The sequence below is a fragment of the Arthrobacter sp. MDT1-49-2 genome (assembly GCF_059090185.1).
Genome location: NZ_JBNHFK010000009.1, coordinates 135,006 through 159,743, shown reverse-complemented (window position 1 = coordinate 159,743; position 24,738 = coordinate 135,006). Strand labels below are relative to the sequence as shown.

General features: G+C 67.0%; 24 protein-coding genes, 1 pseudogene and 1 riboswitch. Of the genes and pseudogenes, 9 read left to right on the top strand and 16 right to left on the bottom strand.

Annotation, left to right across the window (positions count from 1 at the left end; genetic code table 11):
* Positions 1-45 precede the first annotated feature (45 nt).
* Positions 46-891, top strand: coding sequence for a tRNA (guanosine(46)-N7)-methyltransferase TrmB (gene trmB / locus AC5RTS_RS13575; protein WP_493992538.1), 846 nt, complete (start codon positions 46-48; stop codon positions 889-891).
* A 9-nt stretch (positions 892-900) separates the two neighbouring features.
* Here the strand turns inward: trmB and AC5RTS_RS13570 are convergent, their stop codons facing one another.
* Complete coding sequence (locus tag AC5RTS_RS13570) at positions 901-1,665, bottom strand: SDR family oxidoreductase (protein ID WP_493992537.1); 765 nt, start codon at positions 1,663-1,665, stop codon at positions 901-903.
* Positions 1,666-1,766: 101 nt separating this feature from the next.
* Here AC5RTS_RS13570 and AC5RTS_RS13565 point away from each other — a divergent pair, with 101 nt between their 5' ends.
* The 3 genes from AC5RTS_RS13565 to AC5RTS_RS13555 all read left to right on the top strand — a co-directional run bounded on the left by AC5RTS_RS13565 (position 1,767) and on the right by AC5RTS_RS13555 (position 4,479).
* On the top strand, positions 1,767-2,603 hold the full coding sequence (locus tag AC5RTS_RS13565) for a helix-turn-helix transcriptional regulator (protein ID WP_493992565.1): 837 nt from the start codon (positions 1,767-1,769) through the stop codon (positions 2,601-2,603).
* A gap of 141 nt (positions 2,604-2,744) precedes the next feature.
* Positions 2,745-3,734 (top strand): NYN domain-containing protein, encoded by a 990-nt coding sequence (locus AC5RTS_RS13560; protein ID WP_493992536.1) that lies wholly within the window; start codon positions 2,745-2,747, stop codon positions 3,732-3,734.
* Positions 3,735-3,822: 88 nt separating this feature from the next.
* Positions 3,823-4,479, top strand: coding sequence for a class I SAM-dependent methyltransferase (locus AC5RTS_RS13555; protein WP_493992535.1), 657 nt, complete (start codon positions 3,823-3,825; stop codon positions 4,477-4,479).
* A gap of 83 nt (positions 4,480-4,562) precedes the next feature.
* Here the strand turns inward: AC5RTS_RS13555 and AC5RTS_RS13550 are convergent, their stop codons facing one another.
* From AC5RTS_RS13550 to dnaK, 5 genes are all read right to left on the bottom strand, one after another.
* Complete coding sequence (locus AC5RTS_RS13550; RefSeq protein WP_493992534.1) at positions 4,563-5,300, bottom strand: MOSC domain-containing protein; 738 nt, start codon at positions 5,298-5,300, stop codon at positions 4,563-4,565.
* Between the two features lie 57 nt (positions 5,301-5,357).
* A complete protein-coding gene (locus AC5RTS_RS13545; RefSeq protein WP_493992533.1) occupies positions 5,358-5,870 on the bottom strand; it encodes a heat shock protein transcriptional repressor HspR in 513 nt (170 codons plus the stop codon).
* 62 nt (positions 5,871-5,932) lie between these two features.
* Positions 5,933-6,928: a DnaJ C-terminal domain-containing protein gene (locus AC5RTS_RS13540; RefSeq protein ID WP_493992532.1), complete on the bottom strand. Its 996-nt coding sequence runs from the start codon at positions 6,926-6,928 to the stop codon at positions 5,933-5,935.
* A 140-nt stretch (positions 6,929-7,068) separates the two neighbouring features.
* Positions 7,069-7,695 (bottom strand): nucleotide exchange factor GrpE, encoded by a 627-nt coding sequence (locus AC5RTS_RS13535; protein WP_493992531.1) that lies wholly within the window; start codon positions 7,693-7,695, stop codon positions 7,069-7,071.
* Positions 7,696-7,697: 2 nt separating this feature from the next.
* The gene (gene dnaK, locus AC5RTS_RS13530) at positions 7,698-9,578 is read right to left on the bottom strand and encodes a molecular chaperone DnaK (protein WP_493992530.1); all 1,881 of its coding nucleotides are present in this window, start codon (positions 9,576-9,578) and stop codon (positions 7,698-7,700) included.
* A gap of 243 nt (positions 9,579-9,821) precedes the next feature.
* Here dnaK and AC5RTS_RS13525 point away from each other — a divergent pair, with 243 nt between their 5' ends.
* Genes AC5RTS_RS13525 through AC5RTS_RS13515 form a run of 3 tightly spaced genes read left to right on the top strand, consistent with a single transcriptional unit; the run spans position 9,822 to position 11,795 of the window.
* On the top strand, positions 9,822-10,625 hold the full coding sequence (locus AC5RTS_RS13525) for a methyltransferase domain-containing protein (RefSeq protein WP_493992529.1): 804 nt from the start codon (positions 9,822-9,824) through the stop codon (positions 10,623-10,625).
* A gap of 55 nt (positions 10,626-10,680) precedes the next feature.
* On the top strand, positions 10,681-11,208 hold the full coding sequence (locus tag AC5RTS_RS13520) for a low molecular weight protein-tyrosine-phosphatase (protein WP_493992528.1): 528 nt from the start codon (positions 10,681-10,683) through the stop codon (positions 11,206-11,208).
* Complete coding sequence (locus tag AC5RTS_RS13515; RefSeq protein ID WP_493992527.1) at positions 11,205-11,795, top strand: nucleoside/nucleotide kinase family protein; 591 nt, start codon at positions 11,205-11,207, stop codon at positions 11,793-11,795. Before AC5RTS_RS13520 ends, AC5RTS_RS13515 begins: the two co-directional genes overlap by 4 nt.
* A gap of 62 nt (positions 11,796-11,857) precedes the next feature.
* On the opposite strand, the gene cls is transcribed toward AC5RTS_RS13515, so the two are convergent.
* Positions 11,858-13,333, bottom strand: a complete 1,476-nt coding sequence (gene cls, locus AC5RTS_RS13510; protein ID WP_493992526.1) for a cardiolipin synthase — start codon at positions 13,331-13,333, stop codon at positions 11,858-11,860.
* A gap of 84 nt (positions 13,334-13,417) precedes the next feature.
* Here cls and AC5RTS_RS13505 point away from each other — a divergent pair, with 84 nt between their 5' ends.
* The gene (locus AC5RTS_RS13505) at positions 13,418-14,293 is read left to right on the top strand and encodes an aminodeoxychorismate lyase (RefSeq protein ID WP_493992525.1); all 876 of its coding nucleotides are present in this window, start codon (positions 13,418-13,420) and stop codon (positions 14,291-14,293) included.
* Positions 14,294-14,323: 30 nt separating this feature from the next.
* Here the strand turns inward: AC5RTS_RS13505 and AC5RTS_RS13500 are convergent, their stop codons facing one another.
* From AC5RTS_RS13500 to AC5RTS_RS13490, 3 genes are all read right to left on the bottom strand, one after another.
* A complete protein-coding gene (locus AC5RTS_RS13500) occupies positions 14,324-15,145 on the bottom strand; it encodes an energy-coupling factor transporter transmembrane component T family protein (protein ID WP_493992524.1) in 822 nt (273 codons plus the stop codon).
* Positions 15,142-16,650 carry an ABC transporter ATP-binding protein gene (locus tag AC5RTS_RS13495; RefSeq protein WP_493992523.1) on the bottom strand — a complete coding sequence of 503 codons (1,509 nt, stop codon included), beginning with the start codon at positions 16,648-16,650 and terminating at the stop codon, positions 15,142-15,144. Before AC5RTS_RS13495 ends, AC5RTS_RS13500 begins: the two co-directional genes overlap by 4 nt.
* 104 nt (positions 16,651-16,754) lie before the next feature.
* A complete protein-coding gene (locus AC5RTS_RS13490) occupies positions 16,755-17,393 on the bottom strand; it encodes an ECF transporter S component (RefSeq protein WP_493992522.1) in 639 nt (212 codons plus the stop codon).
* A 95-nt stretch (positions 17,394-17,488) separates the two neighbouring features.
* Positions 17,489-17,622: riboswitch (TPP riboswitch) on the bottom strand.
* 110 nt (positions 17,623-17,732) lie between these two features.
* Between AC5RTS_RS13490 and AC5RTS_RS13485 the strand changes: the two genes are divergently transcribed.
* Complete coding sequence (locus AC5RTS_RS13485; RefSeq protein WP_493992521.1) at positions 17,733-17,996, top strand: DUF4235 domain-containing protein; 264 nt, start codon at positions 17,733-17,735, stop codon at positions 17,994-17,996.
* Between the two features lie 214 nt (positions 17,997-18,210).
* Here the strand turns inward: AC5RTS_RS13485 and mnhG are convergent.
* The 6 genes and pseudogenes from mnhG to AC5RTS_RS13455 all read right to left on the bottom strand — a co-directional run.
* Positions 18,211-18,585: pseudogene (gene mnhG, locus AC5RTS_RS13480) on the bottom strand (monovalent cation/H(+) antiporter subunit G); the annotation flags it as partial.
* Between the two features lie 3 nt (positions 18,586-18,588).
* Positions 18,589-18,846 carry an MrpF/PhaF family protein gene (locus AC5RTS_RS13475; RefSeq protein WP_423723626.1) on the bottom strand — a complete coding sequence of 86 codons (258 nt, stop codon included), beginning with the start codon at positions 18,844-18,846 and terminating at the stop codon, positions 18,589-18,591.
* Positions 18,846-19,442 (bottom strand): Na+/H+ antiporter subunit E, encoded by a 597-nt coding sequence (locus tag AC5RTS_RS13470; RefSeq protein WP_493992520.1) that lies wholly within the window; start codon positions 19,440-19,442, stop codon positions 18,846-18,848. Before AC5RTS_RS13470 ends, AC5RTS_RS13475 begins: the two co-directional genes overlap by 1 nt.
* Positions 19,439-21,049 (bottom strand): Na+/H+ antiporter subunit D, encoded by a 1,611-nt coding sequence (locus tag AC5RTS_RS13465; RefSeq protein ID WP_493992519.1) that lies wholly within the window; start codon positions 21,047-21,049, stop codon positions 19,439-19,441. Before AC5RTS_RS13465 ends, AC5RTS_RS13470 begins: the two co-directional genes overlap by 4 nt.
* On the bottom strand, positions 21,046-21,534 hold the full coding sequence (locus AC5RTS_RS13460) for a Na(+)/H(+) antiporter subunit C (protein WP_493992518.1): 489 nt from the start codon (positions 21,532-21,534) through the stop codon (positions 21,046-21,048). The genes AC5RTS_RS13465 and AC5RTS_RS13460 overlap by 4 nt, the downstream gene beginning before the upstream one ends.
* Complete coding sequence (locus AC5RTS_RS13455; RefSeq protein WP_493992517.1) at positions 21,531-24,572, bottom strand: Na+/H+ antiporter subunit A; 3,042 nt, start codon at positions 24,570-24,572, stop codon at positions 21,531-21,533. Before AC5RTS_RS13455 ends, AC5RTS_RS13460 begins: the two co-directional genes overlap by 4 nt.
* Positions 24,573-24,738: the final 166 nt, after the last annotated feature.

Here is a 24,738-nt window from a genome sequence, read left to right as displayed (position 1 = left end):
CCCGCAGTGAAATCCGGCGGCGCGCCAGCCGATAGCATTAAGGCGATGACTACTGAACCAGCATTCCCCGACGCCGCCGAAACCGCTGACACCGAGGACCGGCATTTCCGCTCGCCTGTCTCGTTTGTCCGGCGCGGCTCCCGGCTGCAGGGGCGGCGCCAGCAGGCCTGGGACGAGCTCTCGGACCGCTTCGTGGTGGACGTGCCGCGTGACGAAGCAGACACCTCCGTGCATCCGGACTACGTGTTCGATGCCGCGGCCGAGTTCGGGCGCACGGCGCCCCTCGTCGTCGAAATCGGGTCCGGGCTGGGCGAAGCCGTCACGCACGCCGCCGAACAGAATCCGGACAAGGACTTCCTCGCCGTGGAGGTCTACCTGCCCGGGCTGGCGCAGACCCTGCAGCGGATCGGCCAGAAGGGCCTGACCAACGTCCGAGTGGTGCAGGCCAACGCCCCGGAGGTGCTGACCACCATGCTGCCCGCCGGATCGGTGGATGAGGTCTGGGTGTTCTTCCCGGACCCCTGGCACAAGACCCGCCACCACAAGCGCCGGCTGGTGAAGGAGTCCTTCGCCGAGCTGGTGGCCCGCGTCCTGGTGCCCGGCGGCACCTGGCGCCTGGCCACCGACTGGTCCGACTACGCCGTGCAGATGCGCGAGGTCCTGGATGCCTCCGCCCGGTTCGAGAACCTGCACGCCGGCGAGCTGGCCGGGGAAACCGGCCCGCTGACCCGGGTGCATCGGGAGGGCCTGGAAAACAAGGCTCCCGAGGACGACGTCGACGAGCGCGGCGGCTGGGCCCCCCGTTTCGAGGGGCGCACGCTCACCAGCTTCGAGAACAAGGCCCACCAGGCCGGGCGGCTGATCTTCGATCTGGCTTACCGCCGGGTCTGAGCAGGCACGCTAGGCCGGCTCCCCCGCCGTGAGCTGCGGATTCACGGCAGCCACGGCGGCGTCGTAACGCCCCTGCACCTCGGCGAACCGCAGGAACTTCACGGCCTCGACCAGGATTTCCGTGGCATCGGGCCGGGTTTCCAGCAGCGCCATGACCTCGTCCGCGAAATCATCCATCGGCAGGTAGTGCTCATTCACCGACCCGCCGGGCATCAGCTCGGTCTGCACCGCCGGCGGAACCAGCTCGATGACCTGGACCGGGGTGCCGGCCAGTTGGAGCCGGATGGTCTCGCTGAACCGGTGGATGAAGGCCTTGGTTCCGTTGTACGTGGGGGTGGCCGCCAGCGGCGTGTGGGCCAGCCCGGAGGAGACCGTCATGAGGGCTGCCTGCGGCCGGGTTTCCAGATGCTCGATGAAAGCCGCCATCAGGCGCAGCGGGCCGAGGACGTTGGTCTCGACGATGCGCTCGGCTTCCGGCAGGAAGCCTGCGGTGTGCACGTCTTCCGGGGCCATAACCCCGGCCATGGCAATAAGCACGTTCAGTCCGGGATAGCGGGCGGTGACGGTGTCCCGTGCCGCCAGGACCGAGGCCGGATCGGTGGTGTCGATGACCACCGTGCCGAAGCCGTGGTCGGCGGCGAGGCGGTCCAGGACATCGGCGCGGCGGCCGCCGATGATCACCGTATTGCCTGCGGCGGAGAAACGGAGGGCGAGCGCCAGGCCGATACCGGAGGTGGCGCCGGGAATGAAAATGGTGTTTCCGGAAATATTCATGCACCCAGTCTTGGCCCGGCCGCCGCCGAGCGGGAGGGGAGCGTTTGTCGTAGGACTGCCGGTCCCTGTATAGAATCACGGCCGTGCCCGATGATGGAGGCATGGACCGCTCCACGCTCGCTGAATTCCTGAAATCCCGCCGGGACGCACTGCAGCCGGCCGACGTCGGGCTGTCCCCGGGTGCGCGACGCCGCGTCCCGGGCCTGCGCCGGGACGAGGTGGCTTCGCTGACCGGAATGTCCATCGACTACTACACCCGGCTGGAGCAGGGCCGCGGACCCCAGCCTTCGGACCAGATGCTGGGAGCACTGGCACGGGCGCTGCGGCTTAGCCATGACGAGCGCGACTACCTTTTCCGTCTGGCCGGCCGCAATCCTCCGCCGCGTGCGTCCATGGATCTCCACATTGCCCCTCCGCTGCTGAGGGTGCTGGACCGGTTGGAGGACACTCCTGCGCTGATCCTCTCCGCCTTGGGTGAGACCCTGGCGCAAAACCGCATGGCCAAGGCGCTGCTCGGAGACCACTCGCGGTTCACGGGAGATGCCCGCAGCAGTGTCTACCGGTGGTTCACGGACCCGGCCGAGCGATCCATCTATCCGGCCGCCGAGCAGGCACGGCAGGGCAGGGCCCAGGTGGCCGGGCTGCGGGTCGCGGTGTCCCGGTCCGCCCAGGCACGCGGCCTGGTCAAGCGGTTGCAGCGGCTGAGCCCGGAGTTCAATGACATCTGGCAGGACCACGACGTTGCCACCCGGTTCGCGGACCACAAGACGCTGCAGCATCCGGAACTGGGCGAGATTGAGCTGGACTGCCAGACGCTCTACAGCGAGGATGCCAGCCAGGCCCTTCTGGTCCTGACCGCCCCGCCGCGCACGGAAGCAGCGGAGAAGCTGCGCCTGCTGTCCGTGATCGGCCAGCAGCGGTTTGCGTCCGCGGGATAGCCGGCCGGGCAGCGTTCCGGACGTTTCCGGCAGGTTCGGGACCGGCCCGCGGGCGACGCCGGTTTGCCGTTGCCGTACCCGGCGCAGGAAACTGGGGGTACGGGCGGCAGCAAGCCGTCCGCCGTCCCGAAGGAATGCCCCATGCCTGAACCGAGCGATCCGCGCGTCGGACTGTACATCGACTTCGACAACATTGTGATCTCCCGCTATCAGCAGCTGCACGGCCGCAATGCCTTCCAGCGGGACGGGATCCGTAACTTCGACAAGACAAACCGGGACGCAGATCCGGAGGTGGCCGCCCGGCTCGCCGCAGCCACTGTCGACTTCAACGCCATCATCGACTTCGCCGCCTCCTTCGGCACGCTGGTGGTCAACCGCGCCTACGCGGACTGGTCCGTGCCCGTCAACGCGAGCTACCAGCGCCAGCTGATGTCCCGGGCCGTGGACCTCACGCAGCTTTTTACCACCACCACGCGGGGCACCAAGAACGGCGCCGACATCCGGCTTGCGGTGGACGTCGTCGAGGACCTGTTCCGCCTGCCCGACCTCACGCACATCATTATTGTCGCCGGGGATTCGGACTACATTGCCCTGGCGCAGAAGTCGAAGCGGCTTGGCCGGTTTGTCGTAGGCATCGGCGTCGCCGGATCCACCAGTACCTCCCTGGCCGCGGCCTGTGACGAATTCGAGGACTACGATTCCCTGCCCGGCATCGTAAAGGCCGGGGCAGCGCAGACTGCTCCGGGTTCTGCCGCCGGCCCCGCTGAGGCCGCGATGGACCAGACCCCCAGCAAGGCACGCAAACTCACCGTGGTGCCAATGTTCTCGCACACCGAGGATGCCCGTTACGAGGAACCTGACGTGGCCGAGGACATTGATCCGCGCACCCTCGCCACGGAACTGCTGGTCCGGGCACTCAAGATCGGCCATGCCAAGGGCGATGATGAATGGCTCAACACCGGGACGGTGAAGAACCAGATGCGGCGCATGGATCCCTCCTTCAACGAGAAACCGCTCGGCTTCCGCTCCTTCACGGACTTCCTTTCCTCGCACGGCGACCTGGTGGAACTGGATGACGACGGCCCGCAGCGCCTCATCCGGCTCCGGCCGGAGGCCGGCGTCCGGGAATAGCAGGCAGCTCGCGGAAGAACAGTGTGCGCCCGTTGCCGGTGCGGCAACAGGGTTTGCGGCCCGGCTCCGGGCGACGCATGCTTCAGGTATGGAACCGAATAAAGACCCCGCCGGCACCCCTGCAGCACCGGACCCGGCGACCGTCCAGGCGGACTGGGACGAGCGTTATGCCGGCCGGGATGCCTTGTGGAGCGGTGAGCCCAACGGCGCCCTGGTCGCCGAGGCCGCGGCCCTGGCACCCGGGCGGGCCCTCGACGTGGGCTGCGGCGAAGGCGCGGATGCGCTCTGGCTGGCATCCCGGGGCTGGGACGTCACGGCGCTGGATGTTTCCCGCGTCGCGTTGGACCGTGCCGCCCGCGAAGCGGCGCAGCGCTCCCTGACGGTGAACTGGCTGCACTCCGGCCTGGTGGAAGCGGACCTTCCGCACGGAGGCTTCGACCTGGTCTCGGCCCAGTATCCGGCGCTGCTGCGCACCGGGGACAACGCAGCAGAACGGGCCCTGCTGGGCGCGGTGGCGCCCGGCGGTATCCTCCTGGTGGTGCATCACGCGATGCCTGCCGCCCGCGAAGCCCGGGACCAGGCGCCCGTCGATATGCGCGATTATGTGCTGCCCGGCGATATTGCCGCGGCGTTGGACGGGAACTGGGAGGTTGAGGTGGACGAAACCCGTCCCCGGCACGTCACGGCCGGTGCCGGGGCGCACCATAGCGGGGATGTTGTCCTCCGGGCACGGCGGCTGCGCTGACCCTCCTGCACTGACCCTCCTGCACTGACGCGCCTCCCCGGGGGCTTGCCCGGCACGTCCGGGCAGGAATTCGGGGTTCTTGGTTAGAAAGCGCCGGCCGCCGGAAACAGGGTCACGGCATCGCCGACCCGCAGCATCCCGGTGCGCAGCACATGGGCCTGCAGCCCGAGTTCGGCGCGGTGATGCGTGCCCAACACCTTCAGCGCCTTGGGTGCTGCGCCGACTCCGGCCTGGGGCTGGTCGATCATCAGGCAGCGCGGCATGCCCGGCCCCAGCCGCAGGAGTACGTCCGGGCCCAGCGCCAGCTCGGCGCCCGCCCATCCGTCCTCGGCAAATACCCGGTCCGCGCCGGTATCGATAATGATGTTGGCCCGGAAACGCCGTTCGTCCACCGCCGCGCCGGTGAGGTCATCCAGGGCGGCAAGGGAGGACGTGGTGACCAGGTGCAGAGGCGTTTCGTCATGGTGCTGCACGGTGGTTTCCGGCTGCACGCGCAGCTCTTGGCCCAGGGCTGAGCTCAGGGCACTGGCTGCCGCCGGTTCATCGGCCCGGTAGGACCGGCCGTCGGGGCCGGTCAGCACCGGAACGCCGTTGTCGTCGGCGCTGGAAGACCAGTGCATCAGGCCGGGCACCGGCCGGAAGCGGCGGGTGCGTTTGCCGCTGGCAATCCCGCCGTCGTTCGTATAGACCGCCCAGCCGCGGTCGCCCTGCAGGCCCCGGTCGGTGACCCCGACGGCGGCAAGGGCCTGGCCTGCGGTTGACTTGACCGGGTAGCGGTACAGCGCCCGCACGGTTCCGACCGGACTTCCCATCTGTGGCATCCCGGCATCATCTCACGCCGGACGGCCGGTGCCGCGGAAGGCAATGCTGCCGGGCGGTCAGAGTGACTGGATGTAGCCTTCGTCCGCATAGTTCCGGTCCGCCGACTTGCCGGCCGGCAGGGCACGGAGCCTGCCGCTGCGCTGCATCAGGGACACCAGGCCCAGCTGCTGTACCGTTCCCGGGGCGGGCGGGGGACGCTGGCCGCGGCTTAGGGTCACCACATCGCCGGCCCGGCCGGCGGCGAAGACGCGGCTGCGGTCCGAGGTGTAGCGGCGGGCAGTCTCGAGCTCGGAGGAGAGTTCGCTGACGCGCTGCCGCAGCCCGGTGACCTGGTTCTGCAGCTCCATGATCCGCTTGATGCCCTCCAGCGATACGCCCTCCTGGGAGAGCTTCTGGACTTCGCGGAGCAACTCGATATCCCGTTGGGAATACCGGCGTGACCGTCCCGGTGCCCGGCTGGGCCGGACTATTCCAAGCCGGTCATATTGCCGGAGGGTCTGCGGATGCATCTCCGCGAGCTCAGCGGCAACGGAGATCACAAAGATAGGCGCATTGACGTCTATGCCCATTGTTCCTCCTTCACTGCTGGTTGAAATCCTAACCCCGGCGGGTCACTCCGCCGGGGAGCCGGCTAGAGCCGTGCCTTGGCGGCGAGCCCCGCGCGCGGGTCCTCACCCTTGGTCGCTTCGGCAAAGGCCTCCACTGCGGCCTGGGCGTCTTTGTTCAGCCGTGAGGGCACGGCGACGTCGACTGTCACCAGCAGGTCGCCGTTGCCTTTGGACGTGTGCACGCCCCGGCCCTTGACCCTCAGGGTCCGGCCCGACGGCGTGCCGGCGGGCACCTTCAGGCGCACGGTCTCCGAGGTCAGCGTAGGCACCTCGATGGTGGCGCCCAGGGCGGCCTCGGGGAAGGACACCGGAACGTGGATCCGGATGTTGTTACCGTCGCGTATGAAGAAGTCATGCGGGGTGACGTGCACGGTGACCATCAGGTCCCCGGGTCCGGCTGCGCCGGACTGTCCCTTGCCGCGTACCCGGATCTTCTGTCCGTCCTTGACTCCGGCCGGGACCCGGACCTCGACCACTTCACCGCTGGGTTCGCGCAGGCCGATCACGGTGCCGTTGATGGACCCGGCGAAGGAGATGGTGGTGCTGGCCGTCCGGTCCGCGCCCTTGGTGGGTGGCGGTGCGCCGAAGCCCCCGCCGCCGAAACCGCCGCCGCCAAAGAGGTCCGCGAACTCCGGCGGGATGTTGCTGCCGCCGGCATTAAAAGTGGTTCGCCGTCCGCCGCCACGGGCGGTCTGGCCGAACAGGTCCCCGAAGATGTCTTCAAAGCCCGCGCCGCCTGCTCCGGCGCCGCCCGGCGCGCCGCCGGCTGTGAACCTGGCACCGCTGCCCATGGCCCGGATGGCGTCATACTGCTGGCGTTCCTCGGCGTCGGAGAGCACCGAGTAGGCCTCGGAGAGGTCCTTGAACATCCGCTCCGCATTGGCGTCACCCTGGTTCTGGTCAGGGTGGTACTTCCGTGCCAGCTTGCGGTACGCCTTTTTGATGTCGGCGTCGGACGCATCCTTGGGAACACCCAGAATCTTGTAGAAGTCCTTATCGACCCAATCCTGACTAGCCAATTGGCGTCCCCTTTCTTGTGCACTGATCCCGCGTCGCTGCCGGTTGCGCCGGCCGACGGGCTTGCTGCCGGCCCTGCTGCGGGACCTGCCTATGGAAATGTCCGGGGCTGCCTGCTAGGGCAGCCCCGGACACCGTGTAACTACTGTTCCGGAACCGAAACGATCACCTGCGCGGCACGCAGGACCCGGTCGCCGGACTTGTAGCCGGCGCGCAGGATCTGCGTGACCGTATCGAACGTGACCTCGGCGCTCTGCTGCTGGATGAGCGCTTCGTGGATGTTCGGATCAAACTCCACGCCGGTCTCGTCAATGCGGCTGAGCCCGTAGGTCTTCAGCGAGTTTTCCAGCTTGGTGGCGATGGCGGCGAACGGTCCCTCCGCCAGGTCACCGTGCTGGCGCGCGGCGTCGATGTCGTCCAGGACGGGCATCAGTGAGTTCAGCACACCGATGACGGCCATTTCCCGTGCGACGTCGCGGTCCCGCTCCACCCGCTTGCGGTAGTTCACGTACTCGGCCTGCAGGCGCAGCAGGTCGTTGCGCAGTTCCGCGGCTTCGGGCGAAGCCGCAGGCTGTGCCGGTACGTCCGCATTGTTCAGGATCTGCTCAGCCTGGGACAGTGCGTCCCCGTCCGGCCCGGCGGCCGGGGAGGACGTGCCCTCCCCCGCTGCCGTGCCATCCTGCTGCGCTTCTTCCGGCGCGGGCTGGTCCTGGCCGCTGATCGGATCCTCGCCTTCGGGGGTGTTCCCGTGCTCGTTTCCAGCCGCCATGGTTACTTCTTCTCTTCGTCGTCGACAACCTCGGCGTCAACGATGTCTTCATCGTCGGCACCGCCGGCTGCCGCGCCGTCGCCTGCTGCGCCGTCGGCCGCACCTGGAGCGCCTTCGGCACCCGCGGCGGAGGCCGAAGCGTAGATGGCTTCGCCGAGCTTGGTCTGGGAAGCCTGCAGCTTCTCGAACGCGCTCTTGACCTCGTCATCGTTCTCGGTGCCTTCGAGCGCCTTCTTCAGGGCGTCGACGTCGCCGCGGACCTCGGTCTTGACGTCTTCGGGCAGCTTGTCGTCATTGTCCGTGAGGAGCTTATCCACCGAGTAGGCGAGCTGTTCGGCAGAGTTGCGGACGTCGGCTGCCTCGCGGCGCTTCTTGTCCTCCGCAGCGTGCTCTTCGGCTTCGCGGACCATCCGGTCGATGTCGTCCTTGGAGAGCGAGGAACCGCCGGTGATGGTCATCGACTGCTCGGCACCGGTGCCCTTGTCCTTGGCGGACACGTGCACAATGCCGTTGGCGTCAATGTCGAAGGTGACCTCGATCTGCGGCACGCCGCGCGGAGCGGGCGCAATACCGGTCAGCTCGAAGGTGCCCAGCGGCTTGTTGTCGCGGGTGAACTCGCGCTCACCCTGGAAGACCTGGATCGCCACGGACGGCTGGTTGTCATCAGCGGTGGTGAAGGTTTCACTGCGCTTGGTGGGGATGGCCGTGTTGCGCTCGATCAGCTTGGTCATCACTCCGCCCTTGGTTTCGATGCCCAGGGACAGCGGGGTGACGTCGATGAGCAGCACGTCCTTGCGCTCACCCTTCAGCACACCGGCCTGCAGGGCGGCGCCCACGGCGACGACCTCGTCCGGGTTCACGCCCTTGTTCGGCTCCTTGCCGCCGGCCAGCTCCTTGACCAGTTCGGACACAGCGGGCATACGGGTGGAACCGCCCACGAGGATGATGTGGTCAATGTCGGAAACCTTGATGCCGGCTTCGGCAATGACGTCGTTGAACGGCTTCTTGGTGCGGTCCAGCAGGTCCTTGGTCAGGTCCTGGAACTTGGCGCGCGAGAGGTGCTCGTCCAGGTGGACCGGGCCTTCGGGAGTGACCGAGAGGTACTGCAGGGAGATGTTGGTGGAGGTGGCGGAGGAGAGTTCCTTCTTGGCCTGCTCCGCTGCTTCCTTCAGTCGCTGCAGGGCGATCTTGTCCTTGGACAGATCCGCACCCTTGGCCTTGGCCTGGCCCAGCAGGTAGTCAACAATGCGCTGGTCCCAGTCATCGCCGCCGAGGCGGTTGTCACCGGAGGTGGCGCGGACCTGGATGGTGGAGAATTCGTCCTCATCCTTGCCGACTTCGAGGAGCGAGACGTCGAACGTGCCGCCGCCGAGGTCGAAGACGAGGATCAGTTCGTCTTCCTTGCCCTTGTCCAGGCCGTAGGCCAGGGCAGCAGCGGTGGGCTCGTTGACGATGCGCAGCACGTTCAGGCCGGCAATTTCACCGGCTTCCTTGGTGGCCTGGCGCTCGGCGTCGTTGAAGTAGGCCGGAACGGTGACCACGGCGTCCGTGACCTTTTCACCGAGGTAGGACTCGGCGTCGTTCTTCAGCTTCATCAGGATGCGGGCGGAGATTTCCTGGGCGGTGTACTTCTTGCCGTCGATGTCCACGTTCCAGTCGGTGCCCATGTGGCGCTTGACGGAGGAAATGGTGCGGTCAATGTTGTTGACAGCCTGGCGCTTGGCAATCTCGCCGACCAGCACTTCGCCGGACTTGGCAAAGGCGACGACGGACGGGGTGGTGCGGCCGCCTTCGGCGTTGGCGATGACCGTGGGCTCGCCGCCTTCAAGGACCGAGACAACCGAGTTGGTGGTTCCGAGGTCGATACCTACTGCACGTGACATATTTGCTTCCTCTTTCCTTGGAAAAACCCGCATCTTCCGCGATGTCAGCGGGGCGGCCCCGCGGACGGGAGCCCCTGCCGGGATCGCGGCAGTGCAATTGAGCGTTCTGGACTCAACTCTACTCAGCCCTGGTTCTTTGTCAACAAACTTGAGCCTCCATCACTCAACTTTGGCGAAGGGGCTTGCGTGACACGGCGTGACGCGTGCATAACGTCCGCCCGGCCCTGACGGTAGGGTCCTGCCATGGGTTCCGAAACGTACTCCCACGGCCATCACCGCAGCGTGGTTGCTGCCCACGCGGTCCGCACCGCGAGGGACTGCGCCGCGTACCTGCTGCCCGAGCTTCAGCCGGGTATGAGCGTGCTCGACGTGGGCTGCGGACCGGGAAGCATCACGGCGGATTTTGCCGCACTCACCGCTCCGGGCCCCGTGACGGGCGTGGACCAGTCCGAAGATGTCCTTGCGCAGGCACGCACGCTGGCAGCGGAACGGGGACTGCGGAACACCACCTTCATGCCCGGAAACGTGTACGACCTGGATTTCCCGGACGAAACCTTCGATGTGGTCCATGCCCATCAGGTGCTGCAGCATCTGATGGACCCGGTGGCAGCGCTGCGCGAAATGCGCCGGGTCACCAAACCCGGCGGCTTGGTGGCGGTGCGCGACGCCGATTTCCACGGCATGAGCTGGCATCCCGCCTCACCAGCGCTGACGGAATGGATGCAGACCTACCAGCAGATTGCCCGCGGCAACCAGGCCGAGCCCGATGCCGGCCGGCATCTGCTCTCCTGGGCGCTGGAGGCAGGGTTCACCGAGATCACCCCGTCCTCCTCCAACTGGCTGTACGCCACACCGGAGCAGCGGGCGTGGCATGCCGGCTCCTGGGCCGAGCGGGTGCTTCACTCCCTCTTCGCGGACCAGGCCCTTGAACGCGGGCTGGCGGACCGGCAGGCCTTGGAACGCATCGCGGCCGGCTGGCAGGCGTGGGCCGAGGCCCCGGACGGCTGGTTTTTGATGCCCTGCGGCGAGCTGCTGGCGCGCGCCTAGCCCGCTCATGCCCCCGGGCAGGCCGGGATCACGGTTTGTGCGTAGGGTTTAAGCCATGTTCCGCATCCAGACCGTCTGTACGGGAAACATCTGCCGCTCCCCCATGGCCCGGTTCGCCCTCGACCGCGCCTTCGCCGGCACCGGCAGTCCGGTGGCAGTGGATTCCTCCGGGCTCACCGGGTGGGAGGCGGGCAAACCCATGGACCGCCGGGCGGCCGCTGAACTGCGGCGGCACGGCTACCAGGATGCCGAAATCTCAGCCTTCCGCGCCCGGGAATTCCACTCCGAATGGTTCAGCAGCCTCGACCTCATCCTGGCCATGGACTACGGGCATTACCTTGACCTTCTGCAGCAGGCACCCTCTTCATCCGACCGCACCAAGGTGATGATGCTTCGCGCCTTTGATCCCGCACTGCAGACATCCGGCGGCCGTCCCGACCCTTCGCCCGAGCTGAGCATCGAGGACCCCTGGTACGGGAACCAAAGAGACTTTGAAACCGCGTACGCGCTGATCGAAGCCGCCGTTCCGGGCGTGGTGGACTACGTGGACGGCCTGCAGGCCAACCCGCGCGGAAACCAATGAGCACTGAGCGTCCTCCCCGCCCGGCGCCCCTGCTCATCGCCGTTGACGGCTTCTCGGGAGCCGGTAAAACCACCCTGGCCACCGAAGTGGCAGCTGCCCTGAGCAGCCGCGGTTCCGTCCGCCTCTTCCACCTGGAGGACATCTATCCCGGCTGGGACGGGTTGGAAAGCGGCATGGCCTATTACCGGGAACACATCCTGCGTCCGCTCTCCCGGGGACTGCCGGCACACTGGCAGGCATGGGACTGGGAGACCGGGCGCCCCGGCGCCGAGCGGGTCACGGAGCCGGCCGACGCCGTCGTCCTGGAAGGGGTGGGAGCGGCCCACCGCGAGGCCCGCACCCTGCTGGACGCCGTCGTGTGGGTGGACGGCGAGGAGGGAGTCCGCAAGCGGTACGCCCTGGACCGTGACGGCAGCACGTACGCCCCGCACTGGGAGCGGTGGGCGGCGCAGGAACGCCGCTGGGTCGCCACCGACGACGTGCCGGCCGCTGCTTCGCTGACGGTGCGGATGGTCGGCCCGGGGGCGAATCCCGCGGCCGCGCTGGGCCGGGTGCTGGCACGGCTGGACGGTGCCATGGCGCACTAGCGCCGAATAGGTCCGAATCGGCGCGGATAGATCCGGGACGAACAGCAGACGGCGGCGCCAGGCTATTGCAGGGTGGCCGTCAGGCGGGCGACATTGTCGATGTAGCGCTGCCAGACCGGCCGGCCCACCCAGTTCTCCAGCAGCAGCTCCTTGGACAGGGCGCGGTAGGTGTCCTCGATCCGGCGCATCTGCTCCACGATGGTGCCGTCAAACATCATCACGGACACCTCGAGATTGAGGGAGAAAGACCGCATGTCCATGTTGCTGGAGCCCAGGACAGCCACTTCGTTGTCAATGGTGAAGTGCTTGGCGTGCAGCACCAGCGGTTTGGGGTACTGGTAAATCCGGACCCCGGCCTTCAGCAGCGCCTCGTAGTAGGACCGCTGGGCGTGGTCGACCAGGAACTGGTCACCCTGTTCGGATACGAACAGTTCCACCGCGACCCCGCGCTGGGCGGCGGTGGTCACGGCATACAGCAGGGTGTCGTCGGGGACGAAGTAGGGGCTGGTGATGGAGATCCGGTCCGATGCCGAATAGATCAGGGAGGCGAAGAGGCGCAGGTTGTTTTCCGTCGTGAAACCCGGGCCGCTGGGGACCACCTGGCAGGTAACGTCACCGGGATCGAACGTCCACTCGTACAGGCTCAGTTCCCGCTCGAGGTTCTCGTCCGTTTCGGCGTTCCAGTCCGTGGCGAAGACAACGTTGAGCTCATCTACTACCGGCCCCTCCATCCTGGCCATCAGCTCCACCCAGTTCCGGCCCGAACGGCGGTTTTTTGCCTTGTGATAGGCCGGTTCCACCAGGTTCTGCGACCCGGTAAAGCCCACGCCGCCGTCCACCACCAGCAGTTTCCGGTGGTTGCGGAGATCCGGACGGCGCCAGTGTCCGCGGAAGGGTTCAACGGGCAGCATCCGCCGCCACTGGATATCGCTGCTGCGCAGTTCCTTCAGGAGCTGCCGGTAGCCCTTGACCCGGAGGGTGCCGATGTGGTCGAACAGGAGCCGCACGGTTACCCCTCGGCCGGCCGCCTCTTTCAGGGCACGGAAAAAGTCACGGGTCACGGCGTCGTAACCCATGATGTAGAACTCCACGTGCACGTAGCGGACGGCCTTCTCCACTGCCCGGGTCATGTCCTCGATGGACGAGTGATAGTCGCGCTGCAGCTCCACCTTGTTGCCGTCCAGCGTGGGAAAGGATCCCAGCCGGCGGTTGAGTTCGGCGGCGTTCAGCACCCATTCAGGGCCGTCATAGGTACTGACTTCGGTTTCCAGTTCCTTGGTGTTTTCACGGACGGCACGGTTGATTTCGGCCTGCCGCTGAACCCTCTGTTCGGAAAGCCGGTGGTTGCCGAACAGGGAAAAGAGGATGATTCCGGGGATGGGGAGGAAGAAGATACACAGCAGCCAGGCCATGGCTGTGGTGGGACGGCGGTTGCCGGGAACCACGCCCAGCGCAATGATCCGGATGGCATAGTCCACCACGGTCAGCACGACCGTTATCCACCCGGATGGATCCAGGCCGGTCAGAGACCAGTACACACTCAAGCTCCTCCCAGCAGCCGCACCTGTGAACAGCCTATCTGCACGGCGGCCGGTCGGGGCCTTTGTGGCTAGGCTGGTGCCATGACTGTTCTGGTTTTCCTGGATCCTGCCTACCCCGACGGACGCCCGGCCGACGCCGGTGCCCCGGCCCTCATGGTCACTGACCTGGGCGTCACCCGCGGCGACGGGATCTTCGAATCCCTCCTGGCGGTGGACGGCGTGCCGCGGAAGCCGGACGCCCACCTGGACCGGCTGGGCTCCTCGGCCGGCCTGCTGGATCTGCGGATTCCGGAGCGTACCGCCTGGGAACGGGCCATCGGCACAGCGCTGGAGCTGCATGCCGGGGAGGCGGGCCCCGCCGGACGGGCCGTGGTGAAACTGGTGGCCACCAGGGGTGTTGAAGGCGCGGGGACGCCTACCGCATGGGTTCAGGTCACGTCCGCTCCGGACAACGCGGCACAGCAGAAGGACGGCATTCGCGTGCTGCTGCTGGACCGCGGTTATGACAGCCTGGCCGCGTCCCGGGCGCCGTGGCTGCTCCTGGGAGCGAAGACCCTTTCCTACGCGGTCAATATGGCCGCTTTGCGGTATGCGAAGGCCAATGGGGCGGATGATGCCATCTTCACCTCCTCGGACGGCAAGGTCCTGGAAGGTCCAACGTCCACGGTCGTCCTGGCCACCGAGCGCAACGGAGTGCGGACGCTGCTCACGCCCGAGCGTCGCAGCGGCATCCTGGCCGGAACCACCCAGGACGCGCTCTTCAGGGCAGCAGAGGCGGCCGGTTGGGAACTGGGCTACGGTCCGTTGGTCCCCGAGGATCTGTTCCAGGCCGACGGCGTCTGGCTGGCCTCCAGCATCCGGATGCTGGTTCCGGTGCGTTCCATCGACGGCCGGCCCATGCCCTTCTCGGCCACACTCAATGCCGAACTGGTGAAGCTGGCGGACGCAGTCCTGTAGGAGCGCGCCCGCCGGCTTCAGCCAGCGGGTCTAGGTCAGGATGAAATTGAACGTCCCGGCCGCCACGGCGGCTGCCACGGCGGCCGCGGACACGGCCAGGCCCGCACCAAAGACCGCTGCATCCACTCCGCTGAACATGGACGTCCGGGCCCACGTCCGCTCCGCCGCCCCGAATCCGCGTGCCTCCATGGCCACGGCCAGCCGGGTGGCACGCCGGATGGCCTGGACCAGCAGCGCCACCGCCTGTCCGCCGAAGCCCTTGAGCCGGGCGGCCGCCCCGGTATCCGGTCCGGCCCCGCGGGCATGCCGGGCGAGCCCGAGCGTGCGCCATTCCTCCACCAGCAGTCCCACCAGCCGCATGGCCGCCAGCGCGCCCAGGACAAAACGGTGCGGCAGCTTCAGCTTCTGGGCCAGCGCATCCGCCAGATCGGTGGGATCCGTGGTCATCAGCAGGTAGATGCCGGGCAGGGCGATGGCCAGGCCGCGCAGCCCGATCGCGATTCCGGCGCCCACGGATCCGGAGGTGAAGACCAGCGGCCCGGCCTCCACCAGCACCGTTCCGGTCTTCTCCGCCAACAGGGCGGTGCCCCACGCACCAATGAGTGCGGCCACCAGCAGGGGCCAGAGCCGCCGGAACAGGGTACTGATCCGGACGTGCAGCAGCGGCAGCAGAGCCAGCTCGGCCGCCAGGACCACGGAGGAACTGACCCAGTCCACGGTTACGAGGACAGCCAGAGTCAGGAGCACCGCCGAGGCCAGCTTGGACAGCGGGTTGGCACGTTTCAGGAAGCTCCCGCCCGGCCGTGCAGGAGCCGCGGTGTTGGACACGGCACGGATCGCCGGACCGCTCACGGGGTCACCTGCACTGCCGCGGCCGGGGTGGCACGCTCCCCGCTCACGGCGCCGTCCACCACGCGCAGCGTCCGGGAGGCGAGTGCCTTAATGAACTCGGCATCATGCGTCACGGAGACCACGCACCGGCCCTGCGCCAGCTGATCGCGGAGCAACGCCACCAGCTCGGCCCAGGTGCGGGCATCCTGGCCGAACGTCGGTTCATCCAGCAGCAGGATCCGCGGGGCAGTGGCCAGCATGGTGGCTACCGACAGGCGGCGTTTCTCGCCGCCGGAGAGGGTGAACGGGTTGGCCTGCAGCAGATGGTCCAGCCGCAGCCGTTCTGCCAGTTCATGCACTCGGGCCCGGGTTTTCCCGTCGGTCTCCCGGCCTACGCGCCGGGGCCCGAAGGCCAGTTCATCCAATACGGTGGCCGTAAGGAACTGGTGCTCGGGTTCCTGGAATACCGTTCCGATCCGTTCCACCAGCTCCGCCGATTTCCAGCGGAAGGGGTCGGGCCGGGCGGCGCCGGCCAGCTCCGCTGCCGCCTCAACCGTGCCGCCACGCTGGCGGAGCAGGCCACCGAGAGTTAAGGCCAGGGTGGATTTTCCCGCCCCGTTGGGCCCGGTGATCCCCACCGCTGTCCCGGCAGACAGGCCCAGGTCCACCCGGGTGAGCACCGGCGGTGCCGTCTTCGTCCGCGACACCGCCAGCCCGCGGGCCGAGAGCAGCAGGCCGCCGTCCCCACCGCCGGGGCACCAAGGGGTTGCCGTGTCACCCGGTATCTCGGGCATGGTCCCGGGCAGCCATATTCCGGCCGCGGCAAGCCCCTGGCGATGCCCGGACAGCACCTGATCGGGCGGGCCGTCCGCCAAAACCCCGCCGCCTGCGGCCAGCACCACCACACGGTCCACCAGTTCGGCCCAGACGGAGACCCGGTGTTCCACCACAATGAGCGTGGCACCGGTACGGTCCAGCACCCGGCCTACGGCGTCGCGGATCTCCACCACGCCGGCCGGGTCAAGGTTGGCGGTGGGTTCGTCCAGGAGCAGCAAGCCCGGCTCCATGGCCATCACCGAGGCGAGGGCAAGGCGCTGCTTCTGCCCCCCGGACAGGGCAGCCGTGGAACTGTCCAGCGGCACCTCCAGGCCGACGTCGGCCAGGGCGGCATGCACCCGCGGCCAGATTTCTCCGGCGGGCACGGCCAGGTTCTCTGCCCCGAAAGCCACCTCGTCCCCCACCCGGGACAGCACGGTCTGGCTGTCCGGGTCCTGCAGGACCAGCCCGGTCCGGCCGCGGGAGGCGGGATCGGAGGGGTGGGCGCCGTCCACGCTGAGGCTGCCGTGTTCCACACCGCCGGTATCGGGGCCGAGGACCCCTGCCAGGGCATGCAGGACAGTGGATTTGCCCGCACCTGAGGCACCGAGCAGCAGCACCCGTTCGCCCGGAGAAATGCTGAGGTCCAGTCCGGATACCGCGGGGGTGCTGCGGCCGCCATGCCGCCAGCCCCAGCCGCGGGCGGTCACGGCGGCCGGCCGGGCCCGGGCGCCTGACGCAGTAGCCGCACCGCTCGGAGCCGGAGTGCGGAGGTCCTTCCGGCTCCGTCCGGTTCTTCTCCTCGACAGCACAGCTATGCCTTCCCGGTCTGCCCCGACGCGAAGGGGGCCAGCGCCCCGGTCCGGGCCAGCGCCCGCACCGCGAGCCAGGAGAGCCCGCCGGCAATTACCGCGCCCGAGACCGCGGTAAGGATGACGTACAGCAGCTGCCACTGGGCTGCCCATTCCAGGTTGTAGAGGATGTTTTCGCTCAGTCCCAGGAACACGCCGGAGCCAAGCCCGGCCAGCAGCGCCACTGGCAGCGTGAAGCGGCGGTAAAGGAAGATCAGGAACACCAGTTCCGCGCCCAGGCCCTGGATAAACCCGGAGAGCAGCACGGAGAGGCCGAACTGGGTGCCGAGCACGCCGGAGACCGCGGCCGCTAGCATCTCACAGTAAATGGCCGCGCCCGGTTTGCGGATGATCAGCCCGCCCAGCACCCCGGCAATCAGCCAGCCGCCGGTATACAGTCCGGCCAGCGGTGGAAACGCAGCCGTCAGGGCGCTGATCCCTGCGTATCCCAGTGACCAGGCCCAGAAAATGACACCTACCGCGACGGCAAGGACGGAGGCAACAACTATGTCCACTACCCGCCAGCGAAGGGTGGACACAGCGTTGCGTGCCGGGGGGAACTTTTGGGCGGACGGTGCCGCCGCTGAAGAACGGTTTTTCAATGGATATCCTCCTGTGGTTCAGGAGGGGAGGGACGGCCGGTACACCGGCACAGCTACCCGCCCGCACCGGCGGCTGCCGGCCCGTCACGGGAAGATTCCCTGAGCTCTCGACTCCCTTCGCCGGTACTAACCGGATCAGGTTCGAGGGTCTGCGGATGTCCGCACTCTCAGCGCCCGTCACCCAGATCCGTTGGACCTGCTGCGGGACGGCGCTCCCCTGTCGTATGTTTGCGGTTCCACTCTACACACGGGGTCCGGATCTACACAGGCATCAGCCGATCCGCGTGTTCCAACCGGTACCGTAGGGTTAGGGAAAACGCCCGAAGCTAGGAGTTACTCATGAACCTGATCCTCAAACTGCTCGGAACAGGCGCCAGCATTCTGTCCGGAATTGTCGCCGCGAAGGCCCTGGATTTCATCTGGACCAAGGCCACGGGCAACGAGCCGCCCAAGGACGCCGAAGGCAGCCTCGAGAACAGCCTTCGGTCCGCTGTCGCGTTTGCGGTCGTGTCCGGTGCGGTCAGCTCGGTCATCCGGGTGCTCACCAACCGCGGGACACAGCGCGCCATCCAGCGCTACCAGAAAACGCCGGAAGTCGTCTAAACCAGGTAGCCGCCTGCCGGCGGAACCGCGGTGCTCAGCCCTCGGGGTTTTTCCCCGGGCGCTGGGCGTCGTTGTTTAAGCCGCCGGCAGTTGCGCCATCGCGGGCCCGCAGCAGTTCATCGTCATCGAGCTCGCCGGTATATATGCTGTCCTCGGGCGCTGTCCCGTCCGGATCGTCGTCCACTTTGGGATCGTCCTCGTCGTCTTCGAGGGCCCGCTCCTCCTCTGCTTCCTTCAGCATCCGCTGGGCGCGTTCGACGACGTCGTCAAGCTCGTCGATCACCAGCAGTTCCGGGCGCAGGTGCTTGGTCCGGTAGCCTGCCCGGCCCACCATGTGGGCGGACACAGGGGCAGTCAGGAGCATAAAGATCCAGGCGACGGCGAGGATCGGAAGGAGTTTCCAGCTCCGGAACTCCACGGCCATCGCCAGCAGGAACAGCAGCAGGCCAAGAACCTGCGGCTTGGACGCCGCGTGCATCCGGCTGAGCAGGTCCGGGAAGCGCATCAGGCCAATAGCCGCGGCCAGGGACATCAAGGCACCGCCGAGCATCAGCACGGCCACAATCACGTCATACACGGTCTCTTCCATTGCCTACCTCCGGTCCGTGACGAAGCGGGCAACAGTAACGGAGCCAATGAAGCCAACCAGTGAGATGGCGACCAGCAGCGCCAGATAATCAAGGTTGCGGTACACGATCATGTCGGTCGCCAGAGCTGCGCCGACAATGGCCAGAAGCACATCCGCCGCCAGCACGCGGTCCAGGATCGAGGGCCCCTTGGCGATGCGGTAAATGGCCCCTGCGCCGGCCACGGCCAGCATGAGGGACACGGCCACCACTGCTGCGGTCATCATGCCTGTCCTCCGATTTTCTGCTGCCGCGACTCTGCCGTCTCGGCACGCAGCGCTTCGAGTTCCTTCTTGGTGCCCATGGTGCGGATCAGCCATGCCTCCGCGTTGAGCACCTCGGTACGCGCCTTCTCCGCCTGTTCCGGGGTGGAAACATCCAGTGCGTGCAGATACAGCGTGGAGGTGGAGCGGTCGACGTCGACAATCAGCGACCCGGGGATCAGCGACAGGGCGTGGCCGGTGGCAGTCACCAGCAGGTCCGAGCGGCTGCGCAGCTTCACCCCGATCACTCCGTTACGGATCCGCGGCCCGCGGACCAGCGCCAGCCAGAAGACGTGGAAACTCGCGTGCACCAGCTTGTAGAGAAACCGCACGGCAAAAATCAACGCGTACAGCGGGTTGAACCGTCCGCTGAGCTCCACCGGCGGAAGGTAGAAAATGTTCGCAACGACAAACGCGATGACCGCGCCGAAGAGCAGGTTCCCGGCACTGAAGTCCTGCCACAGTGCACCCCACAGGAATACCAGCCAGATCAGCAGCGGCAGTTCCTTCAGGAGCGGAACGCGGGCACGGTTGCGCATGGGCGCTTCCTTGGTCATTCTGCTGCCCCCTCTCCCAGCACTGCTTCGATGTAGGGCGTGCGGTCCAGCAGGTCCCGGGCGGCATTGTCACTGAGCGAGAACAGCGGTCCGGCCAGGACGGTCAGGGACACGCCCAGGGCCACCAGCCCCACCGTGGGGTAAACCATGGTCCGCGGCAGCAGGTCCACGGAATCCCGAGCGGAGAACCGGCCGGTGGTGATCTCGCTGACGTCTTCCGAATTGCGCAGCCGTGAACCGTCGGCGCTGGTGGCCAGCAGGATCGGGTCCGGGTGCACCGCGTCCTCGGGGGTCCGCCAGAACGCCCGGTTCCAGACCCGTGCCATCACCAGCAGCGTCAGCAGGCTGGTTGCGGCGCCGGCGGCTACGAGCAGATAGGCCAGCGGGGTGCCCAGGTCAACGCCGGCCTGCATCAGGCCCAGCTTGCCGAGGAAGCCGGAGAACGGCGGAATACCGGCAAGGTTGATGGCCGGGATGAAGTACAGCACGGCCAGCAGCGGCGAGAGTTTGGCAAGACCGCCCAGACGGTCCATGTTCGCCGTACCGCCGCGCCGCTCAATCAGGCCCGTCACCAGGAACAGCGAGGTCTGCACGGTGATGTGGTGAACCACGTAGAACACGGCGGAACCGATGCCGACGACGGAGGCGACTGCTAGCCCGAACACCATGTAGCCGATGTGGCTGACCAGGGTGAAGGAGAGCATACGTTTGATGTCCGTCTGCGCCAGCGCACCGAGGATGCCCACCAGCATGGTCAGCCCCGCAACCACCATCAGCAGGGTATTGATCCGGTCCCCGGGGAACAGCAGGGTTTCGGTACGGACCATGGCGTACACGCCCACCTTGGTCAGCAGTCCCGCAAACACCGCCGTCACCGGTGCCGGTGCGGTGGGATAGGAGTCGGGCAGCCAGAACGAGAGCGGGAAGACGGCGGCCTTGATGCCGAAGGCCACCAGCAGCATCAGGTGCAGCATCATCTGCGTCGCCGGATCCAGTTCGCCCAGCTTGAGGGCCAGGTCCGCCATGTTGACCGTGCCGGTGGACGCGTAGATCATGGCGATGGCGATCAGGAAGAGCAGCGAGGACACCACGCTGACCACCACATAGGTCACTCCGGCGCGGATCCGCGGTGTTGTGCCGCCCAATGTCATGAGGACGTAGCTGGCGGTGAGCAGGATTTCGAATCCGACGTACAGGTTGAACAGGTCACCGGCGAGGAAGGCATTGGAAACGCCGGCCACCAGGATCAGATACGTGGGATGGAAGATGGAAATGGGTCCGTCTTCGTCGCCGTCGGCCATGCCCTGGCCCGCGGCGTAAATCAGGACGGCCAGGCTGATCGCGGACGAGACCACAAGCATCAGTGCCGAGAACTGGTCCACCACCATGGTGATGCCGAACGGCGGCAGCCAGCCGCCCAGGTTCACGGCCACGGCGCCGGTGTTCCAGACGGAGAGCAGCAGGACCACTTCCAGCACCAGGGTCAGTGCCAGGATGCTGACGCTGACCACCCGCTGGGAGCGCTGGTGCCGGATCAGGATGAAGGCCAGGGCCGCGCCGAAGAACGGCAGCACCACGGCCAGGGGCGCAAGGCTTGCTGTGTTCATCGGTTCACCTCCGGTCCGTTCTTCGTAGCGTTTCCTCGTTGCGAGCCTGCCGCCTCTTCGGCCTCGTCCGGCGGAGTGAATTCCGTGGTGTCCTCGGGGACATCCGCATCATCCTCGGCGTCGAAGCTGCTCTGGCTGGCCACGCGGCGGTCCTCGATATCGTCCTGGACCTCGTCCTGGCGGCCGAGCACCCAGGACCGGTAGATGATGCCGAGCATAAAGGCCGTCACCGAGAAGGAAATGACAATCGAGGTGAGGATGAAGGCCTGGGGCAGCGGATCGTTGTAGGCGTCCGCCGGCAGGTCCTTGTTGAACATCGGCGCCAGCCCGGCCGCTCCGCCGGTTGCCAGCAGCAGGATGTTGGTGGCGTTGGTCAGCATGGTCAGTCCCAGCACCACGCGGGTCAGGCTGCGTTCAAGCAGGAGGTAGATCCCGGCGGCGTAGAGGGCGCCCATCACCAGGAGGAGAGTGAGGTTGACCGTCACCGTGCCACCTCCTCTTCGCCGGCCCTGATTCCGGTGGTATCGCCGGCTTTCTCTTCCGCGCTGATGATCTGGGGTTCCTCCACTACGGTGTCCTCGTCGTCCATGTCGCCTTCGCTGCGCTCGTCAATCTCCGAGCCCAGGCTGCGCAGGACGTCCAGCACGAGCCCCACCACAATGAGATAGACGCCGATGTCGAAGATCGTGGAGGTGACGAACTTGACCTCTCCGAAAATCGGCCAGGTGAACTTGATGATTGCGCTTTGCAGGATCTGGCCGCCGAAGAACAGCGGTGCGGCAGCGGACAGCGCGGCGAGGCCGAGGCCGCCGCCGAGCAGGGTCCCGGCGCTGACGGGGCTGGCTTCCGCCAGCTCGAACCGACCGCCCGCCAAGTAGCGGATGGTCAGTGCGAGCCCTGCCATCAGGCCGCCGGCGAACCCGCCGCCGGGCGCATTGTGGCCTGCGATGAGCAGGTAGATCGAGAAGAGGATCACGGAGTGGAACAGCAGCCGCGTGATCACTTCGAAAATGATGGAGCGCCGTTCCGGGGCAAGGGTCCTGCCGGCCACCAGCCAGGCATCGCGGCCCACGCTGGAGAACTTCCGGGCCAGTGCCAGGGTCGCCTGGCGCCGGCCGGTGGAGGCAAAGTGCTCGCGTCCGCGGTCCACCGAACCGCTGGCAACGCCTTCGGCCCGGCGCCGCTTGTCCCCGCGTCCGCGGACAAAAATCAGGGATGCCAGGCCGGTGGCGGCAATGGCCAGTACGGAAATCTCCCCGAAGGTGTCCCATGCCCTGATGTCTACCAGCGTGACATTGACAATGTTGTTGCCGCCGCCGATTTCGTAGGCCAGCTTGGGGAAGTCCAGGGAGATGGGAGTGGCCACGCGGGACGCCATGGCGGTCATCGCGAAGATCACCATGCTGGCTCCGAAGGCAATGCCCAGGACGGCGCGCAGCAGCCGGTGCCGCTTCGGTTCACGCTTCCACAGCCGCGCCGGAAGGGACCGCAAGGCCAGGACAAAGGCCACCAGCACGATGGTTTCGACCAGCATCTGGGTGAGCGCCAGGTCCGGGGCGCCCTGCAGGGCAAAGATCAGCGCAATGCCGTACCCGCTGACGGAGACCATCAGTACGGCGAGGAAGCGCTTGCTGGCCCGGGCTGCGGCGACGGCACCCAGGATCACGGCTGCGCCGATCACTGCCTGGAGCGGATTGTCATACAGGCGGAAGTCCTGCGGCATGGGCGCGGAACGGATAAGCAGCGCCGACAGCGGCGTCACGATTGCCATCGACAGGATGACAAAGAGGTAGAAGGACAGCGAACCGCGCTGGGTGCGCCCGGTGACCCACACGGCGACGTCGTCGAGCACGCCGATGGTGCCTCGGTAGGAACGCTCCGCGTCCAACGGGAAGGCAATGTCCCGCTGGAAGGTCTCCACGTTGCGGCGCAGCAGGAACAGCGCAGTGCCCGCGGCCAGCGTGAGTGCGGTCAGCCCGAGTGCCGGGGTCAGTCCGTGCCACAGCGCCAGGTGCGTGGGCGGACCGTCGGCCGGGAACAGGCCGGCGTAGGAGGCGATGATGCTGTCCAGCGGTGCGGGCCACAGGCCGAACACCACGGTCGCTGCGGCGAGGATGGCCGGGGCTGCGAGGAAGGACCATGACACCGCTTTGAACGGGGTGGGCTTGCAGCCGTCCTTGGTTGCAAAGGCACCCCAGACGAAGCGTGCACTGTAGGCGAAGGTCAGGATGGAACCGATGACGACGCCGGCCAGCAGGATCCAGCCCGCGACGGTGCCCTGCTTCTCGCCGTAGTGCACGAAGGTCTCGTACACGGATTCCTTCGCCACGTACCCCAGCAGCGGCGGAATGCCGGCCATGGAGGCGGCGCCGATGACGGCGACCACCGCAAGTTTTGGCGCGGAGCGGAAGATCCCGGACAGTTTGCGGATGTCACGGGTGCCGGCCTGGTGGTCAATGATTCCCACCACCAGGAACAGCGTGGCCTTGAAGAACCCGTGGGCGAGCAGCAGGCCCAGCCCGGCCACTGCCGCCTCGCGGTTGCCCAGGCCGACCACCAGAGTCAGGAAGCCGAGCTGGCTCACCGTGCCGTAGGCGAGGATCAGCTTGATATCGAACTGCCGCAGGGCCCGCCACCCGCCCAGCAGCATGGTGAGCAGGCCGAGGACCAGCACGATCGGGTGCCACAGCAGGGTCTCGGAGAACCCGGGTGCCAGGCGGGCAATCAGATAGATGCCGGCCTTCACCATGGCGGCGGCGTGCAGGTACGCGCTGACCGGAGTGGGTGCGGCCATAGCCGCCGGCAGCCAGAAGTGGAACGGCACCAGCGCCGATTTTGAGACAGCGCCCACGAGCATCAGTGCGATGGCAACGTTGACCAGGGTTCCCTGCGCCACCAGGTCCGGGGCCTGCGCCAGGATCTCGGAAATGCGGTAGGTCTGTGCCGCGGAGCCGAGCATGATCATGCCCACGAGCATCGCCAGACCGCCGAAGGTCGTCACGATCAGGGCCTGCAGTGCCGCTCGCCGCGCGGACAGGCGGTGCGCTGCGTAGCCGATCAGCAGGTAGGACAGGATGGTGGTCAGTTCCCAGAAGATGAACAGCAGGATGAGGTCATCCGCCGTAACAAGGCCGAACATCGTGGCTGCGAAAGCAAGCAGCTGCGCGCCGAAGGAACCCATTTTCGGGTCATTGGGGCGGAAATACCGGGCGCAGTAGAACAGGACCAGCGCTCCGACTCCGAGGATGAGGATGGAAAGCACCGCGGAGAGCGTGTCCATCCTGAACGCGAGCTCAACCCTGAGATCGGGGATCCACGGAATGGTGATTGACGGGGGTGCGTTCGGGGCACCCGAGGCAAGCGTCTGGTCAGCACCTGTGTACCGGGGGAATGTGGCCACCAGCCAGATGAAGGCGGCAGCCGGGAAGGCCGCGAGAACGTAGAACGCCGACCGGCCCACCTTCCGGAACAATAAGGGCGCAACCAGTGCCACCGTAAACAGAACGGTGAGCACAAATAGCACGATGATCTCCCGGACTCTCTTGTCGATGTTGCAGCGTCACACAGCTGTAGTTATCAGGCTGTACTTATCAAGGGGCGGTCAAGGTCGGTCTATACATTCTACCCATGGCATAGACGCCACTTCCTATTCGTGCACTGCCGCACGACGGCGCCACATCCGCGTTCCG

Coding starts and splice junctions, on each gene's coding strand:
- trmB (WP_493992538.1), top strand. CDS start 46: ATGACTACTGAACCAGCATTCCCCGACGCCGCCGAAACCGCTGACACC.
- AC5RTS_RS13570 (WP_493992537.1), bottom strand. CDS start 1,665: ATGAATATTTCCGGAAACACCATTTTCATTCCCGGCGCCACCTCCGGT.
- AC5RTS_RS13565 (WP_493992565.1), top strand. CDS start 1,767: ATGGACCGCTCCACGCTCGCTGAATTCCTGAAATCCCGCCGGGACGCA.
- AC5RTS_RS13560 (WP_493992536.1), top strand. CDS start 2,745: ATGCCTGAACCGAGCGATCCGCGCGTCGGACTGTACATCGACTTCGAC.
- AC5RTS_RS13555 (WP_493992535.1), top strand. CDS start 3,823: ATGGAACCGAATAAAGACCCCGCCGGCACCCCTGCAGCACCGGACCCG.
- AC5RTS_RS13550 (WP_493992534.1), bottom strand. CDS start 5,300: ATGCCACAGATGGGAAGTCCGGTCGGAACCGTGCGGGCGCTGTACCGC.
- AC5RTS_RS13545 (WP_493992533.1), bottom strand. CDS start 5,870: ATGGGCATAGACGTCAATGCGCCTATCTTTGTGATCTCCGTTGCCGCT.
- AC5RTS_RS13535 (WP_493992531.1), bottom strand. CDS start 7,695: ATGGCGGCTGGAAACGAGCACGGGAACACCCCCGAAGGCGAGGATCCG.
- dnaK (WP_493992530.1), bottom strand. CDS start 9,578: ATGTCACGTGCAGTAGGTATCGACCTCGGAACCACCAACTCGGTTGTC.
- AC5RTS_RS13525 (WP_493992529.1), top strand. CDS start 9,822: ATGGGTTCCGAAACGTACTCCCACGGCCATCACCGCAGCGTGGTTGCT.
- AC5RTS_RS13520 (WP_493992528.1), top strand. CDS start 10,681: ATGTTCCGCATCCAGACCGTCTGTACGGGAAACATCTGCCGCTCCCCC.
- AC5RTS_RS13515 (WP_493992527.1), top strand. CDS start 11,205: ATGAGCACTGAGCGTCCTCCCCGCCCGGCGCCCCTGCTCATCGCCGTT.
- AC5RTS_RS13505 (WP_493992525.1), top strand. CDS start 13,418: ATGACTGTTCTGGTTTTCCTGGATCCTGCCTACCCCGACGGACGCCCG.
- AC5RTS_RS13485 (WP_493992521.1), top strand. CDS start 17,733: ATGAACCTGATCCTCAAACTGCTCGGAACAGGCGCCAGCATTCTGTCC.
- AC5RTS_RS13475 (WP_423723626.1), bottom strand. CDS start 18,846: ATGACCGCAGCAGTGGTGGCCGTGTCCCTCATGCTGGCCGTGGCCGGC.
- AC5RTS_RS13470 (WP_493992520.1), bottom strand. CDS start 19,442: ATGACCAAGGAAGCGCCCATGCGCAACCGTGCCCGCGTTCCGCTCCTG.
- AC5RTS_RS13465 (WP_493992519.1), bottom strand. CDS start 21,049: ATGAACACAGCAAGCCTTGCGCCCCTGGCCGTGGTGCTGCCGTTCTTC.